Source organism: Amycolatopsis sp. cmx-4-54, assembly GCF_046548895.1.
Classification (GTDB): Bacteria; Actinomycetota; Actinomycetes; order Mycobacteriales; family Pseudonocardiaceae; genus Amycolatopsis.
Map to the genome: position 1 here is coordinate 351,648 of NZ_JAEBEJ010000003.1, position 15,236 is coordinate 366,883.

At 69.8% G+C, this 15,236-nt stretch carries 15 protein-coding genes and 1 pseudogene; 10 read left to right on the plus strand and 6 right to left on the minus strand.

Going from position 1 to position 15,236, the window contains the following annotated elements; all coding sequences use genetic code 11:
* Nucleotides 1-23: 23 nt before the first annotated feature.
* On the minus strand, nt 24-1,523 hold the full coding sequence (locus tag ACLJQ7_RS11925; protein WP_410648244.1) for a glutamate-cysteine ligase family protein: 1,500 nt from the start codon (nt 1,521-1,523) through the stop codon (nt 24-26).
* Between the two features lie 216 nt (nt 1,524-1,739).
* On the opposite strand from ACLJQ7_RS11925, the gene ACLJQ7_RS11930 reads away from it, so the two are divergent.
* The 3 genes and pseudogenes from ACLJQ7_RS11930 to ACLJQ7_RS11940 all read left to right on the plus strand — a co-directional run.
* Nucleotides 1,740-2,555 carry a TrmH family RNA methyltransferase gene (locus tag ACLJQ7_RS11930; protein ID WP_410648245.1) on the plus strand — a complete coding sequence of 272 codons (816 nt, stop codon included), beginning with the start codon at nt 1,740-1,742 and terminating at the stop codon, nt 2,553-2,555.
* A gap of 27 nt (nt 2,556-2,582) precedes the next feature.
* A complete protein-coding gene (locus tag ACLJQ7_RS11935) occupies nt 2,583-3,185 on the plus strand; it encodes a DUF2537 domain-containing protein (RefSeq protein WP_410648247.1) in 603 nt (200 codons plus the stop codon).
* A 231-nt stretch (nt 3,186-3,416) separates the two neighbouring features.
* A pseudogene (locus tag ACLJQ7_RS11940) lies at nt 3,417-3,648 on the plus strand (MmcQ/YjbR family DNA-binding protein); the annotation flags it as partial.
* Between the two features lie 36 nt (nt 3,649-3,684).
* Here the strand turns inward: ACLJQ7_RS11940 and sepH are convergent.
* The 3 genes from sepH to ACLJQ7_RS11955 all read right to left on the minus strand — a co-directional run bounded on the left by sepH (nt 3,685) and on the right by ACLJQ7_RS11955 (nt 6,534).
* Nucleotides 3,685-4,530 carry a septation protein SepH gene (gene sepH / locus ACLJQ7_RS11945; protein WP_410648249.1) on the minus strand — a complete coding sequence of 282 codons (846 nt, stop codon included), beginning with the start codon at nt 4,528-4,530 and terminating at the stop codon, nt 3,685-3,687.
* A 190-nt stretch (nt 4,531-4,720) separates the two neighbouring features.
* The gene (locus ACLJQ7_RS11950; RefSeq protein WP_410648250.1) at nt 4,721-5,878 is read right to left on the minus strand and encodes an ATP-binding protein; all 1,158 of its coding nucleotides are present in this window, start codon (nt 5,876-5,878) and stop codon (nt 4,721-4,723) included.
* Nucleotides 5,875-6,534 carry a response regulator transcription factor gene (locus ACLJQ7_RS11955; RefSeq protein ID WP_034308461.1) on the minus strand — a complete coding sequence of 220 codons (660 nt, stop codon included), beginning with the start codon at nt 6,532-6,534 and terminating at the stop codon, nt 5,875-5,877. Before ACLJQ7_RS11955 ends, ACLJQ7_RS11950 begins: the two co-directional genes overlap by 4 nt.
* 477 nt (nt 6,535-7,011) lie before the next feature.
* Here ACLJQ7_RS11955 and ACLJQ7_RS11960 point away from each other — a divergent pair, with 477 nt between their 5' ends.
* From ACLJQ7_RS11960 to ACLJQ7_RS11980, 5 genes are all read left to right on the plus strand, one after another.
* A complete protein-coding gene (locus ACLJQ7_RS11960; protein WP_410648251.1) occupies nt 7,012-7,557 on the plus strand; it encodes a hypothetical protein in 546 nt (181 codons plus the stop codon).
* Nucleotides 7,554-8,654, plus strand: coding sequence for a peptidoglycan-binding protein (locus tag ACLJQ7_RS11965; RefSeq protein WP_410648252.1), 1,101 nt, complete (start codon nt 7,554-7,556; stop codon nt 8,652-8,654). The genes ACLJQ7_RS11960 and ACLJQ7_RS11965 overlap by 4 nt, the downstream gene beginning before the upstream one ends.
* Nucleotides 8,651-9,337 carry an ABC transporter ATP-binding protein gene (locus ACLJQ7_RS11970; protein WP_034308470.1) on the plus strand — a complete coding sequence of 229 codons (687 nt, stop codon included), beginning with the start codon at nt 8,651-8,653 and terminating at the stop codon, nt 9,335-9,337. Before ACLJQ7_RS11965 ends, ACLJQ7_RS11970 begins: the two co-directional genes overlap by 4 nt.
* Nucleotides 9,334-10,554: an ABC transporter permease gene (locus tag ACLJQ7_RS11975; protein ID WP_410648253.1), complete on the plus strand. Its 1,221-nt coding sequence runs from the start codon at nt 9,334-9,336 to the stop codon at nt 10,552-10,554. The genes ACLJQ7_RS11970 and ACLJQ7_RS11975 overlap by 4 nt, the downstream gene beginning before the upstream one ends.
* 80 nt (nt 10,555-10,634) lie before the next feature.
* The gene (locus ACLJQ7_RS11980) at nt 10,635-11,822 is read left to right on the plus strand and encodes a glycosyltransferase 87 family protein (RefSeq protein WP_410648254.1); all 1,188 of its coding nucleotides are present in this window, start codon (nt 10,635-10,637) and stop codon (nt 11,820-11,822) included.
* A gap of 1 nt (nt 11,823) precedes the next feature.
* On the opposite strand, the gene serC is transcribed toward ACLJQ7_RS11980, so the two are convergent.
* Complete coding sequence (gene serC / locus ACLJQ7_RS11985; protein WP_410648255.1) at nt 11,824-12,951, minus strand: phosphoserine transaminase; 1,128 nt, start codon at nt 12,949-12,951, stop codon at nt 11,824-11,826.
* A 115-nt stretch (nt 12,952-13,066) separates the two neighbouring features.
* Here serC and ACLJQ7_RS11990 point away from each other — a divergent pair, with 115 nt between their 5' ends.
* Both ACLJQ7_RS11990 and ACLJQ7_RS11995 read left to right on the plus strand, forming a co-directional pair.
* Entirely contained in the window at nt 13,067-13,384 is a 318-nt protein-coding gene (locus ACLJQ7_RS11990; RefSeq protein WP_410648256.1) for a hypothetical protein, read from the plus strand.
* Nucleotides 13,384-13,893, plus strand: coding sequence for a hypothetical protein (locus ACLJQ7_RS11995; protein ID WP_410648257.1), 510 nt, complete (start codon nt 13,384-13,386; stop codon nt 13,891-13,893). The genes ACLJQ7_RS11990 and ACLJQ7_RS11995 overlap by 1 nt, the downstream gene beginning before the upstream one ends.
* On the opposite strand, the gene ACLJQ7_RS12000 is transcribed toward ACLJQ7_RS11995, so the two are convergent.
* Nucleotides 13,890-15,236: a serine hydrolase domain-containing protein gene (locus ACLJQ7_RS12000; RefSeq protein WP_410648258.1), complete on the minus strand. Its 1,347-nt coding sequence runs from the start codon at nt 15,234-15,236 to the stop codon at nt 13,890-13,892. The two genes, ACLJQ7_RS11995 and ACLJQ7_RS12000, sit on opposite strands and share 4 nt — an antisense overlap.

Genomic DNA, 15,236 nt, shown 5'->3' on the forward strand with positions numbered 1-15,236 from the left:
GAGCCACCTCCCTGGAGGAAACTCTAAGCCTCCAGCGACCAGGTGTGCACCGGCGTCTCGGTGGCCGACAGCTCCAGGTACCGGCCCAGCATCCGGTTCAGCGCGGTCTCCCGCTCGGCGCCGCGCTCCTCCGCGCGCAGGACGTACTCCCGCTGCCACGCCGCGCCGGTCCGCCTGGTGAGGCACCGCTGCTCGATGATGCCCAGATAACGCTCTCTCGCCTCGTCCGAAACGTCCGATCGGCGTAGTCCCTCGTGCGCCAGCGGCAGCAGGACCCGCAGCACCAGCTCGTCCGGCGGGATCCAGCCGATACCCGGCCAGTACAGCTGCGCGTCGAAACCCCGGCGCGCCCCCGCGTACATGTTCTCCTCGGCCGCCTGGAACGACATCTGTGTCCACACAGGACGGTCGGCCTCGGCGAGCGCCCGTTGCGCGCCGTAGAAGAAGGCGGCGTTCGCGACCATGTCGACGACGGTCGGGCCGGCGGGCAGCACGCGGTTCTCCACCCGCAGATGCGGCAGGCCGTCGACGACGTCGTAGACCGGCCGGTTCCAGCGCCAGACGGTGCCGTTGTGCATCCGCAGTTCGGTGAGTTTCGGGGCCTGCCCGGAGTCGAGCGCCTCGATCGGGTCCTCCCGGTCGGTCTCGGGAAGCAGGCCGGGGAAGTACCGGACGTTCTCCTCGAACAGGTCGAAGATCGAGGTGATCCACCGTTCGCCGAACCACACCCTCGGCCGCACGCCCTGGTTCTTCAGCTCTTCGGGCCGGGTGTCCGTGGCCTGCAGGAACAGCGGGATCCGCGTCTCGTGCCAGAGCGCCTTGCCGAGCAGGAACGGCGAATTCGCGCCGACGGCGACCTGGACGCCCGCCAGCGCCTGCGCCGCGTTCCAGTGCGCCGCGAATTCGTCCGGCGCGACCTGCAGATGCAGCTGGACGGAGGTGCAGGCGGCCTCGGGCAGGATGGATTCGGAGTAGCTGCGCAGCCGCTCGGGCTGACGGCCGGGCAGCGGCGAGCCTTCCATCGAGAGCACGGTGCGCTCGCCGCGCGCGGCGAAGATCCGGTCGTTGAGCAGCGAATACCGGGCGTTGTTGGTGAGCCACTTCTGGTCGAAATGCTCGTGCCGCAGCGTCGGGAGGATGCCGATCATCGCCAGGGAGGCGCCGGATTCCTCGGCCTTGCGGGAGGCGGCGCCCAGGTACGCGTGGAGGTCTTCCTCCAGTTGCAAGGCGGACTCGCCGGCCAGCGGCCGCGGCGGAACGTTGAGTTCCAGGTTGTGCTGACCGAGCTCGGTGGTGAACGACGGATCGTTCAGCGCTTCGAGCACCGTGGTGTTCGTCATCGACGGGCGCAGCTGGCCGTCGACGAGGTTGAGTTCGACCTCGAGGCCGATGTTCTTGCGCGGGAAGGAAAAACTCCCGTCGGTGAGCATCCGGGCCAAGGTGTCGAGGCAGCGCTGTACCTTCCGGCGATAGCGGCCGCGATCTTGCGGCTCGGAGGGGTCCGCCGAAAGATTCTTACCCATGTTCGTCGAGCTCCTCATTGGCCACGCTCCGCGGGATCCAGGCGGGACTGCCAGGCGGCCCAACGGTTTCACGCCTCGCTGTCGCCCGGCTAGCGGCCAAACTGGTGCTCTCCGTCACCAGGGGTTAACTGACAGCAAAATACCTCCGTTCGTACTACTTACCCGTGGACGATCGGACGCAAACGGCGCGCAGCGGGCGGATGACACACTCTCCCGGTGGCAGAACTGATCACCATCGACGACTCGGGCGACCCGCGGCTCGACGATTTCCGCGACTTGTCCACAGCCGATCGGCGTCCCGATAGGCCGGGTGGGCGTGGCTTTGTGATCGCCGAAGGCACCGTCGTGGTCGAGCGCCTGCTCAAGTCCCGCTACCCGGTCCGCTCCCTGCTCGGAGTGGACCGGCGATTCCACGAACTGGGCGGCGACCTGGACGCCGTCGACGTCCCCGGTTATGTGACTTCGGCCGAGACGATGGCCGACGTGGTCGGCTTCCACCTGAACCGGGGCATCCTGGCCGTCGCGGACCGGCCGGTCCCGCCGCCGGCGGTCGAAGAGGTCATCGACGGCGCACGGGTGCTCGCGGTGCTCGAAGGCGTCGGTGACCACGAGAATCTCGGTTCGCTGTTCCGCAACGCGGCCGCGCTCGGCGTCGACGGTGTCCTGCTCGGCGCCGGCTGCTCGGACCCGCTGTACCGGCGCAGCGTCCGCGTCTCGATGGGGCACGTGCTGCGCGTGCCGTTCGCGACGTTCGGCTCCTGGCCCGGCGACCTGGAATTGCTGCGGGAACGCGGTTTCCGCATCGCGGCCCTCACTCCTCGTGCGGATTCCGTTTCGCTGCGCCAGTTACGGGACCAGACACCGGGGAAGGTCGCGCTGATGCTGGGCGCGGAAGGCCCCGGCCTGACCGAGGAGGCCATCGCCGCGGCCGACGTCGCGGTCCGGATCCCGATGCCGGAAGGCGTCGATTCGCTGAATGTCGCCACGGCGGGCGCGATCGCGTTCTACGAGACGCGTCCACCGCTATCGTGAGCACCCGAGCGATCACGAGGAGAACCGATGGAATTGCGGATCCGTGAGGGACGCGCGGTGCTGGCCGGTCCGGGCGGCGAACGCGCGCGCGAAGTGGACCCGCATTCACTCGCGATCGGTTCGGATCTCGCTCAGGCGCTGCACGAATGGGCCAGGGTCGCGTCCGCCGTCGGCGGCACCGGCACCGAGGCCGCTTCCGTGGTCTCCCAGCGAGGCCGCCAGCTCGCCCAGCGGGTCGCCGCCACGATGGGCACGTCGGTGCGGTTCGTCGATCCCGTCTCCGGTGCCGGCGTCATCATCGACCCGCCCGCCCCCACCCCCCGCAACGAACTCGCGCGGCGGCTCTTCGGCACGCCGGACCCCGCCGGGGAACCGACACCGTGGCTGACCGGGCTGACCGTCTCCGCGTTCGCCGCGGCCTTGGTCGTCGTGGCGATGCTGGCGCTGGCGAACACCCTCGCGCGCGAGACCAACGGCTGGCTCGCGCTGCTCGCGTCCGCCGTCGTGACCGCCGGGATCGCGCCGTCGCTGTGGCTCGCGCGGCGGGTACCGATCGTGCGGTGGGCTTCCTTCGGCGCGGCCGCGGGCATCGTGATCGCGTGGATCGGCGTGCTGATCGTCGTCTTCTGAAGATCGAAAACGGTGTCGATCGGCTCGTCGTGGTCATCCGCAACGGGGTCCGGCCGCGGTGCGGGCTCGCCGGTCAGCGCCCGCCGGATGGTCGCCGTGATGGCGTCACCAAGCGCCGGTCACCGTCGCCACCCGTGGGGGGAGGTCACTTCGGTCACTTCACCCGCCGCGGCGAGTGCCTTGGCCTTCTCGGCCTTGCGCGCCTCGATCTCGTGCAGCTGCCAGTGCAACGCCGACCGTCATCACGACGACAAGGTCGCCTTCTGGTGCCCGGCGCCGCCGGGGGCGCAGGAGGAGCTGGCGGGCGCCGAGCCGGAGCGGTTCTTCCGTCCGCCGTATGTCGGGCATCGGGGTGCGGCTGGACGTCGACGTCGACTGGGCCGAGATCGACCGGATCGTCACCGACGCGTATTGCCTCGTGGCGCCGAAAGCCCTGATCGCGCAGGTCCCCGGACGCACGTAATGGCCCCTCCACCGGAAGGGGCCATTACGTGCGGATTCAACCTCGTTGTGATCGGACGCCCAGAAGGACGTCTTCCCAGGATGGGACGATGGGGTGGTTCTTCTTCCCCTTCGCCCGTGGAGCGGGTTCGGCCACTTCCTCCGGCTCGTCAGCCGGAAGTGGTGGCTCGGCCTCTTCTTCGGGCTCCGCGATCGGCGCGTCGATCACCTTCGCGACCGGCTCGTCGGGGGCCGAATCAAGAGTGGGCTGGACGGCCGCTTCCTTGCCGGGGTCCAGCGCCCGAACCGTGCGCGGGGCGCGGTAGGCGTTGGGGTTGAGCAGGACTTCGGCGTTCTCGTCGAGGGCTTGCACGGTGCCGCCGTGCGCGCCGGGCGCGAACGACCAGTGCGCGCGGTTGTCCGAGCGGCCCGCCTTCCAGCTCAGCACGACGACCCACTTGCCGTCGTCGCCTCGCCAGGAGTCCCAGGTCGCCTGGCTGTAGTCGTGGCCGCGCTGCCCGAAGGAGTGCGCCACGACCTCGCCGAGCGTCTGGACGTCGGGGCCGTCTTCACGGACCGGATGCGCCCGCTGGGCCAGTTCGGCGGTGCGGGAACGTTCGAGGAGGACGGGGTACGCGAACCGCTCCACGCGCTGCACGGTGACGCCGGCGCTGCTCGCGACCTGCTCCACGGACTCACCGGCCCGGATTCGTGCCTGGATCTCGCGTGGCCGCATTTGGCTCTCCAACTCGATCTCGATCTGGCCGAGGCGGGTGATGTCACCCCTCGCCGCCGCTCGCAACCTCTCATCCGCGGGGAGCAGGAAGCGCGTGCGGCTCGCCGGGTCTTCGCACACGATGGACTTACCGTCCTCGTGCAGCCCGACCACCCGTAGCGCTCGCATTCTCGCCTCCCCGATTCTTCACCTTTGTGGGTGTCCACGTTAAAACGGCGCGTCGCCTTGACGTGTGAGGCGCGCCGATATCATGTGTCCTGCTTACTATTTTGTTCAGGACGGCAAGGGGAATTCTGCGGGAGCGACGGTCGGCCCGCCGCGTGACGCGCCGGACACGCACAGTCACGATCGGGGGAATCTACGGCAGCCGCACCCGAACGACCAGTCCGCCGCCGCGTCCGCCGGGTTCCGCGCCCGCGGTCCCGCCGTGCGCCTTGGCGATGGACCGGACGATCGACAGCCCGAGCCCAGCGTTGCGGGAGTCGCCGGTGCGGTCGCCCGACAGGCGGCGGAACGGTTCGAACAGCGCGGGCACGGCGTCCAGCGGCACCTGCGGGCCGGTGTTGCGCACCACCAGCGCCGGATCGACACCGAGGTCGACGTGGACCCAGCCGCCCTTGTGGTTGTAGGTGATGGCGTTGTGCACCAGGTTCGTGACCAGCCGCTCCAGCAGCACGGGATCGCCGGACACCGTCCTCGGCCGCAGCCGCGACTCCACCGTGACGCCCGCGTCCTCGGCCATGGCCGACGCCGACCGGATCACCGTCGCCGTGACCTCGTCCAGCCGGACGGGGCCGCGCGCGGCCAGGCCGCGGTCGCTGCGGGCGAGCACGAGCAGGCCTTCGATCATCCGTTCGCTGCGTTCGTTGGTGTAGATCAGGTGTTCGCCGAGTTTCCGGACCTCGGGGCCCACGTCGGGGTCGGCCATCGCCACCTCGACCAGCGTGCGCTGGACGGCGAGCGGGGTCCGCAGTTCGTGGGAGGCGTTGGCGACGAAGCGCTTCTGGCTGTCGAACGACACGGCGAGCCGGTCGAGCATGCCGTCGAAGGTGTCGGCGAGTTCCTTGAGTTCGTCGTCGGGACCGTCGAGGTCGATCCGCCGGTCGAGGTTTTCGACCTCGAGTTTCCGCGCGGTCGAGGTGATCGCGTGCAACGGCCGCAGTACCCGGCTCGCCATCAGCCAGCCGAGCAGCACCGCGAGCGCGCCGGCGATCGCCAGCGCCACCAGCGATTGCCACAGCAGGGTCGAGAGGACGTCCGAGCGGTACTCGGTGATCGAGGTCGCGACCAGTTGCGTGGCTTGAGCGCGCTCCACGGGCATGATCGTCGTCGTGTCCATCGGATACGCGCGCTGGACCGCGATGCCCGCGGCGTCGCTCGCGAACGCCGCCGTATCCGGCAGGGTCGAGCTCACCAGCAGATAGTTGACGATGAGCAGGGCGAGCCCGACGATCAGGAACGCGCCGCCGTAGAGCGCCGTCAGCTTGGTGCGGACGGAGAGCCGGAGCGGTTTCACGATCCGAACCGGTAACCGGCGCCGGGAACGGTCTCGATCAGCGGCGGTTCACCGAGTTTGCGCCGCAACGTCATCATCGCCACCCGGACGGCGTTCGTGAACGGGTCGGCGTGTTCGTCCCACGCCTTCTCCAGCAGGTCTTCCGCGCTGACCACGGTCCCTTCGGCGCGCATGAGCACCTCCAGTACCGCGAATTCCTTGGGGGACAAGGGAAGAAACCGGCCGTCGCGCGACGCCTGGTGCCGGGGCAGGTCGAGGACCACGCCGCCGCGCTCCAGCACCGGCGGCAGCGCCGGCCGCGCGCGCCGCGACAGCGCCTGCACCCGCGCGACGAGTTCGGCGAACGCGAACGGTTTCGTCAGGTAGTCGTCGGCGCCGAGGCCCAGGCCGGCGACCCGGTCGTCGACGTCGGCCGCGGCCGTCAGCATGAGTACCCGCGCCTCGCCGCCGGTCCCGATCACCGCGGCGCAGACCTCGTCTCCGTGCACGAGGGGGAGATCCCGGTCGAGTACGACGACGTCGTAACCGTGCACGCCGACTCGGTCCAGGGCCTGCGCGCCGTCGTAGCAGACGTCGACGGCCATGGAGAACCGTCGCAGGCCCTCGGCGATCGTGTCCGCCAGCAGCCGCTCGTCTTCCACCACCAGCACTCTCACCTGGCCAGTCTGCCCCGGATGGGGGTAAGCGCGGGATAAGCGCGCTCGGCCGACGGGTGCGGCCCGGGGGTTGCGAAAGCCACTTTCGCAACGTTGAGCGTTGCGAAAGTGGCTTTCGCAACGTCACTTCGCCCTGCGCGACACCCGGGCCCTTGCTCGATGGTCGTCCCTGCCTGGTTCAGCCGACCGAACTCGCGTGCCAGGCGTGGTCGGACGGGGGTGGCGCGGCTTCCACGGCGGGTACGACGCCCAATGCGGTGGTCGCGATGACGAGGGCCGTCAGGGCCCCTCCTCGCTGAGGTGTGGACGCCGGGGACTCTAGGAAGCCACGCTCAGTTCACCCGTAAAGACCGAAGACAGGTCGGATCTTTGTTCCGCTGACTGGGACGGTAAGCGCGGCATAAGCGACTTCGCTTACCGCGCCGGAATCGCCCGCTCCGTAGAAATCGGTGCGCCAAGACGACCGAAGGAGCAGCGATGCGGAAACGACCGATGGCGGCACTGATCGCCGGAGCGGTCCTCGCGCTGGTGGCCGGCTGTGGCGGTGGCGGGGACGGCGGCGACAAGGTCGCCTCGATCTCGTCGCCGCCGGCCTCCGGCGCCGCGGGTGACGGGAAGCAGGCGGACAACGTGTCCGACGAAGACAAGATGCGCAACTACCGGAAATGCATGCGCGAGCACGGGATCGAAATGCCCGAACCCAAACCCGACGGCAGCGGGCAGGACACGGTCACCTTCGACGCGCGTGACATGCCGGACGAGAAGAAGATGAACGCCGCGAGCGACGCGTGCAAGAAGTTGCTGCCGAACGGCGGCGAGATCAAGCCGCCCACGCCGGAAGAGCTCGACAAGATGCGCAAGGAAGCCAAATGCATGCGCGAGCACGGCGTCGACTTCCCGGATCCCGATCCCAGTGGCAAGGGCGCCGCCATCGCGATGGACGCGGGTGACCCCAAGAAGTTCGAAGAAGCGGCGAAGGCCTGCGGTCTCGGCATGACCATGAGGGCGGCTCCGGCGAAATGAGCGAACACGAAGGACCCGGCGGCGCACGGCGTTCGCGCCGGGCGCGCTGGTTCATCATCGCGGCGGTTCTCGCCGTCGTGGTCGGGACGATGTCCGTGGTCGTGCTGACCAGGGTCACGTCGGAGGCCCAGCAGGTCGGGCAGGCGCCGCCGCCGGTCGAGACCGCGAAAATCGAGAAGACCGATCTGCAGGAGGAGGAAGAGGCGAACGGAACTCTGGGCTACGGCGCGGAAAACGCCCTCGCCGGCCGGAAACAGGGCACCGTCACCTCGCTGCCGGACACGGGTGCGGTGTACACCCGGGGGAAGGCCGTGTACGGCGTCGACGCCAAACCGGTGCCGCTGTTCTACGGCACCCTGCCGTTCTTCCGTGACCTCGCGGACGGGGCCACGGACGGCCCGGACGTCAAGCAGCTGGAAGAGAACCTGAAGGCACTCGGTTTCGGCGGTTTCGGCACCCCGGACAAGAAATTCACCTCGGCCACCGCCGCCACGCTCAAGAAGTGGCAGAAGTCGCTGGGCCTGGAGCAGACCGGTGCGTTCGGGCAGGGCGACGTCGTCCTCGCCCCCGGCGAGATCCGGGTTTCGCAGGTCGCCGCGCAGCTCGGCGGCCCCGGCGGCGGCGAACTCCTGAAGTACACCGGCACCGAGCGTCTCATCGAGGTCAAGCTCGACGCCGCCAAACAGGCCATCGCGAAGGAAGGGGACAAGGTCGGGGTCGACATCACCGGCGGCAAGAACACGACCGGTGTGATCACCGAAGTCGGCAAGGTCGCGGAAACCGGCAAGGACGGCGCCGGACAGGACGACGGCAAGCCGAAGATCAAGGTGAAGATCAAGCTGGACGATCCGGCCGCGGCGGAGTCACTCGATTCGACGCCCGTTTCGGTGCGCTTCACCAAGGAAGTCCACAGTGGAGTGCTGGCGGTTCCCGTCGGAGCGCTGCTCGCGCTCGCCGAGGGTGGATACGCCGTCGAGGTCGACGAAGGCGGAAATCGGCGCCTCATCGCGGTGAAGACGGGTTTGTTCTCTGGTGGCCGCGTCGAAATCAGCGGTACCGGCCTCGCCGCCGGGATGCGGGTGGTGACGACCTCATGACCCCGGTGCTGGACGTGCGCGGCGCCTCGCGCACCTATCCCGGTGGGGTGCGGGCCTTGCACGAGGTGTCACTGTCCATTGAGGACAGGGAGATGGTCGCCATCGTCGGTCCGTCCGGCTCCGGCAAGTCGACGCTGCTGCAGCTGATGGGCACGCTCGACCGGCCGACCAGCGGCGTCATCGAACTGCGCGGGCACGACGTCGCGAAACTGCCCGACCGCAAGCTTTCCGCGTTGCGGTCACGGTGGATCGGGTTCGTGTTCCAGCAGTTCTTCCTCAGCGAGGGGGTGAGCGCGGTCGACAACGTCGCGACGGGGCTGCTGTACGCGGGGGTGCCGCGGCGGAAACGGCACGAGCGCGCGCTGGCGGCGCTCGACCGAGTCGGTCTCGCGCATCGGGCGGGCCATTTCCCGAACGAGCTCTCCGGCGGGGAACGGCAGCGGGTGGCGATCGCGCGGGCGGTCGTCAACTCGCCGTCGATCCTGCTGGCCGACGAGCCGACCGGGAACCTCGACACCGGCAACGGCGCGGCGATCCTCAACCTGCTCGCCACGCTGAGTTCGCAGGGGACGACGGTCGTGATCATCACGCACGACCGGGAGATCGCGGCGGGTATCCCGCGGCGGATCGAGCTGCGGGACGGCCGGATCCGGCTCGACACCGGGACGGGGGTGCTGGTGTGAGCGCACCCGTCGCCGACAAGACGCCGACGCCGAATCCGGCCAGGCTCGGCCCGCGTGACGTGCTGAACCTCGGCGCGCACGGGATGCGGACGCGGCCGATGCGGGCGGTGCTGTCCGCGCTCGGCATCGGGATCGGGATCGCGGCGATGGTGGCCGTGCTCGCGATCCCGGCGTCGGGTGCGAAGGCGTTGCAAGACCAGTTGTCCGCGCTCGGCACCAACCTGCTCACCGCGGGGCCCGGGAAGACGATGTTCGGCGGCGACGCGACCCTGCCGGACAGCGCGGTGCCGATGGCGAAGCGGATCGCCCCGGTGACGGCGGCGTCCGCGACCGGGACCACCGGCGCGACCGTACGGCGCACGGACAAGATCGACAAGGACGAGACGTCCGGCCTCGGGGTCTACGCGGCGACCCCGGACTTGCTCGACGTCATCGGCGGTGCCGTCCGCGACGGGCAGTTCCTCCGCGACGCCACTCGCGGCTACCCGGTCGTCGTGCTGGGTTCGGTCGCGGCCGCGCGGCTCGGGATCGACCACATCGACCCGGCCAAGCCGCCGCAGGTGTTCGTCGACGGGAAGTGGTTCACCGTGGGCGGCATCCTCGGGCCGACGCCGCTGGCGCCCGAGATCGAGCGCTCGGTACTGGTCGGCTGGGACGCCGCCAAGCGGCTCCTCGACTTCGAGGGGCATCCGACCACCGTGTACCTGCGGGCGAAGGACGCGCAGGTCGAGAACGTGCGTTCGGTGCTCGCGCAGACGATGAACCCGGAGGCGCCGAACGAGGTCGAGGTGCGCCGTCCGTCGGAGGCGCTGGAGGCGCAGAAGCTGACGGAGAACACCTACAGCGCGCTGTTCCTCGGTCTCGGCGGGGTGGCGCTGCTGGTCGGCGGCGTCGGCGTGGCCAACACGATGGTGATCTCGGTGCTGGAACGACGCCGGGAGATCGGGCTGCGTCGCGCGCTCGGGGCGACGAAACGGCAGGTGAGAGGTCAGTTCCTGGCCGAGTCGGTGCTGTTGTCCGGGCTCGGCGGGATCGCCGGGGTCCTGGTGGGCGTGCTGGTGACGTCGGGGTACGCGCTCAGCCAGGGCTGGCCGGCGGTGCTCCCGGTCGGCGCCCTGCTCGGCGGGGTCGGGGTCTCGGCTCTGGTCGGTGCCGTCGCCGGTGCCTATCCGGCGATGCGCGCGGCGCGGCTCCCACCCACCCAAGCCCTCGCCTAGCTCGAGTTTCGTCCTCTGGATGCGGTGGTTCACCGCATCCAGAGGACTGAACGCCGGGTGGCGGTGGGTAATCTCGCCGGGTGCTGGTGGGATTGTCGGGACGGAAACTCGCGGGGGCGTTGATCGCGCTCGAAGTCGTCGTGGTCGGCGTGCTGTTCACCCTCAAGGTCTTCGACGGCCAGGACCTGGAGGTCTACGTCGGCGGCGCGCGGCTGCTCGTCGACTCGGGTGACCCGTACGGCACGTGGGTGCAGACGCACGGGGGCTGGCTGCCCTTCACCTACACGCCGTTCGCGGCCGCGGTGTTCCTGCCCGGCACGCTGCTGTCCGCCGCGCTGGCCACGAGACTGGTCGGGCTCGCGTCGATCATCGCGGGCGGCATCGTCGTCTACGTCTTCGTGGCGACGCTCAACGGCTCGCTCACCGATCGTGCGAACGTCCGGGGCCGCGCCATCGCCGTCCTGGCGGCGATCGGGGCACAGGCCGTCGGCGGCATCATGGAGCCGGTCCGCTCGACGCTCGGCTTCGGCCAGATCAACACGCTGCTGATGCTGATCGTCGTCCTCGACGCGCTCCTGCCGGGCCGCGCCCGCACGAAGGGTCTGCTGATCGGCGTCGCCGCGGCGATCAAGCTGACCCCGGCCTTCTTCATCCTGTTCTTCTTGTTCCGCAAGGACTTCCGCTCCGCTGCCCGGGTCGTGGCCGGGTTCGTCGGCGCGGGCGCGCTGATGTTCCTGGCCGCGCCGGACGCGTCCGCGAAGTTCTGGACGAACATCCTCTTCGACACGAGCCGGATCGGCGATCGTGGTTACGTCGGCAACCAGTCGCTGCGCGGGATGCTCGCGCGGTTCGGGCTCGGCTCGGCGGAAGACGTTGTCTGGGTGCTGGCCTCGGTCGCCGTGGTCGCGCTGACCGCGTTCGTCATCGTGCGCGTCGCGGAGCCGGTGTTCGCGCTGACGGCGTGCGCCGTCGGCGGGCTGCTGGTGTCCCCGGTGTCCTGGACGCACCACTGGATCTGGTGCGTGCCGATCCTCGCGCTGCTGCTCTGGGCCCGGTCGGTCGTTTCCTGCGCCCTCGCGGCCGTGACGGTGGCGCTGTTCGTGATCGCGCCGATGTGGCTCGCGCCGCGGCCCGCCGGGAGCTTCGGCTGGTGGCTGGCGACGGAGTCCTACGTGCTGTACGGCCTCGGGCTACTGCTGGTGCTTAAATCCGTGAAGGCCTCCTTGAGGGACTCTGGGTCCCTCAAGGAGGCCTTCACGGAAAGCTAGCTCAGCCCAGGCGCTCGACGACGTACTCGATGCTCTGGGTCAGCTTCGTGATGTCATCCGGGTCGATGGCCGGGAACAGGCCGACGCGCAGCTGGTTGCGGCCCAGCTTCCGGTACGGCTCGGTGTCGACGATCCCGTTGGCGCGCAGCACCTTCGCCACCGCGGCGGCGTCCACCTCGTCGGCGAAGTCGACGGTGCCGACGACGTGCGAGCGCAGCGACGGGTCGCTGACGAACGGCGTCGTGTAGCTGGTCTTCTCGGCCCACTCGTACAGCCGGGTCGACGAGTCGCGGGTGCGCGACGTCGTCCATTCCAGGCCGCCGTTCGAGTTCATCCACTCGATCTGGTCGGCCAGCAGGAACAGCGTCGACACCGCCGGGGTGTTGTACGTCTGGTCCTTGCGGGAGTTGTCCAGCGCGGTGGTCAGCGACAGGAACTCGGGGATCCAGCGGTCGCTCGCACCGATCTCGCCGATGCGCTCGACCGCGGCAGGCGAGGCCAGCGCGATCCAGAGGCCACCGTCGGAGGCGAAGGACTTCTGGGGCGCGAAGTAGTAGACGTCGAAGTCCTCGGCCTTGACCGGCAGGCCGCCCGCGCCGGAGGTGGCGTCGATGGCGACGAGCGCGCCTTCACTGCCTTCGGGCCGACGGACTGGCACCGCGACACCCGTCGAGGTCTCGTTGTGCGCCCAGCCGACGAGGTCGGCACCGGCTTCGTAGGCGATCTCGGGCGCGCTGCCCGGGTCGGCCTTGACGACGATCGGGTCGGCGAGGAACGGGGCGCCCTTGGTCACCGTGGCGAACTTCGAGGAGAACTCGCCGTAGGTGAAGTGCTGTGCACGTTCCCGCACGAGCCCGAACGCGGCGGCGTCCCAGAATGCGGTCGTCCCGCCGTTGCCGAGGACCACTTCATAGCCTTCGGGCAGGGAGAACAATTCGGACAGACCCGCACGCACGCGGCCGACGAGGGACTTCACCGGCTTTTGACGGTGCGAGGTGCCGAGGTAGGTGGCACCGGATTTCGCCAGGTTGGCGAGCTGCTCGTCACGGACCTTGGACGGTCCGCAGCCGAAGCGGCCATCGGCAGGCTTCAGGTCCGCGGGGAGGGTCAACTCAGGTGCGTCGGTCATGCGCCCAGTCTCTCAGGTCGGGACGGGCCTGCTGAAAGTCGGTGCGGCGTGTCCGCCATGTGGGATCCGCGGACCGGCTCCCACCGGCGGCGACCGCCGGGTAGCTTCTCGCCTCATGGCGACAGTGCACGAACGTTTCCCCGTGCCCCCCGAGGCGTTGTGGCAGGCCCTCCCCAACGGGGTCGACGCGGTCAAGGGCCAGACCCCGTTCTACGACGCGGCGGCGGGCTACGTCACCTTATCGACGAAGCTGGGCTTCTTCAGTTACGGACAGACGGTCACGGTGAAGGTCGAGCGGACGTCGGAGGGCTCCGGGCTGGCGATCCAGACGAGCCTCAAATTCGGCTTCGTCGACTGGGGCGAGGGCAAGCGCATCGCCCGCAAGTTCATCGCGGCCGTCGGCGCCGCCGTCGGGCACACCCCGGCCGCTTGATGCCCGACCCGTGGAGACCCAGATGGGGTTTCCTGCTCCTGTACCTCCTCGCGCTCGCCGGGCACTGGCTCTTCCGCGACTGGGACGACACGGCCACCATCGGCGCGATCGTCGGTTTCGTGGGCGCGCTCGTGCTCGTGTTCGTTCCCGGCCTACCGTCCTGGATGCACGGAGACCTCCCTGGGGAGAGGTCCTCGCCGAGGACCCGCCAGTGGTGGGCGGCGCTGCGGTACACGTGCCGGCGTCGTGAACGTGTCCTCGACGTCGTACTCGGTCCCTGGTCGCTCGCCACCGCCACGCTGGATCCGGACGCCGAGACCGCGCGCGGATGGGCCGTCCTCGACGGCGACCCCGCGAAATTCGCCATCGACGACTGTCCCGGCGAACTCGCCGAGTCGCTGCGCGGTCCGCGCCGGATGTGGGTCGTCGGCGACGCCCACTACGGCGATGCCCTGGTGTGCGCGGACGGCGGCCGCGAGTTCACGACCGCCGCCTTCCGCTTCCGTTAACGCCAGCCCTCGGGGTCGACACCGCCCGGGATGGGCGCGGCCGGGTCGAACGGGGTCCGCGAGAAGATGAACGTCGCGAGGTCGAGGTGGTTCGGCTTGCCCGCCGAGTCCCGACCGACCCGCAGCGTTTCGCCCGCGTAGTAGGCGTCGAGGCCGACCCAGGTGTCCTCGCCCACGGGCGCGAACCGTGACGCGCGGCCGGGTCCGTCGATCGGCGCGAGGGAGAACAGGCCGCCGGGGAGCAGCCGCAGGTGGTACGGCGTCGGGCCCCAGTGCCACAGCCCCGTCAGTTCCAGCAGCTTCGGATCCACAGTGGACGGTTGCCACTCGGCGGGCATGGACGGCTCGTGCTGCTCGGTCAGCTTCATCAGGTCGAGGCAGAGCTGAGTGATGCCGACACCCGCCGTCGAGTTCGTCAGCACCAGCGCGCCGATGCCGGCGTTCGCGTCGACCAGCGAACAGGCGAGGAACCCCGGCATCGACCCGGTGTGCCCGGCCAGCCGCCTGCCTTCGGTGCGGACCAGCATGACACCGAGACCGAACCCGGTGGTCCAGGCGTCGCCGTCGTCCACGGTGACCATTTCGCGCATCTCCGCGACGGTCTGCTCGCTGAGCACGCCACCGGTGTGGCCGCCGAGGAACGACGTCCAGCGGGCGAGGTCGGTGATCGTCGACCACAGCTGTCCGGCGGGTGCCATCGCGCCCGCGTCCGGTGACGGCTCCGGCATGAGGAGATCGGCGAAGGGGTGCACCGCGAATCCGCTCGCGTGCGCGCCTTCGGGATGCGGCGACGTCCGGGTCATGCCGAGCGGGCCGAGGATCTCGGCACGGACGACGTCGAGCCAAGGCTGCCCCCGGTGCCGGGCGACCAGTTCGCCGAGCACGCCGTAGCCGACGTTGCTGTAGTGGAACCTGCTGCCCGGCCGCAGCCGCGTCGCGCCGTCCTTGAGGCTCTCGACCAGCGCGTTCCAGTCGGCGCCGACCGTGCGCTCCCACCACGAGCCCGGGGATTCCGCGGTCAGGCCCGAGGTGTGCGACAGCAGCTGCGCGATGGTGGCCGAGCCGAACGCGGTGCCCGGCAGGTGCTGCTCCAGCGGGTCGTTGAGGTCGAGCTTGCCTTCGTCGCGCAGTCGCATGACGGCCGTCGCGACGAGTGTCTTGGTGATCGAGCCGAGCCGGTACTGCGTGTCGGCGCCGGGTGTCTCGCCGTCGACGCGTCCGCGCCCTCCGGACCAGGCGAGTTCGCCGTCACGGACGACGGCGGCGACGATGGACGGGGCGCGGCACGAGGATTGCTCGTGCGCGAGGCGGCGTAGCAGCGCCAATTCGGTCGAGGCAAGCAT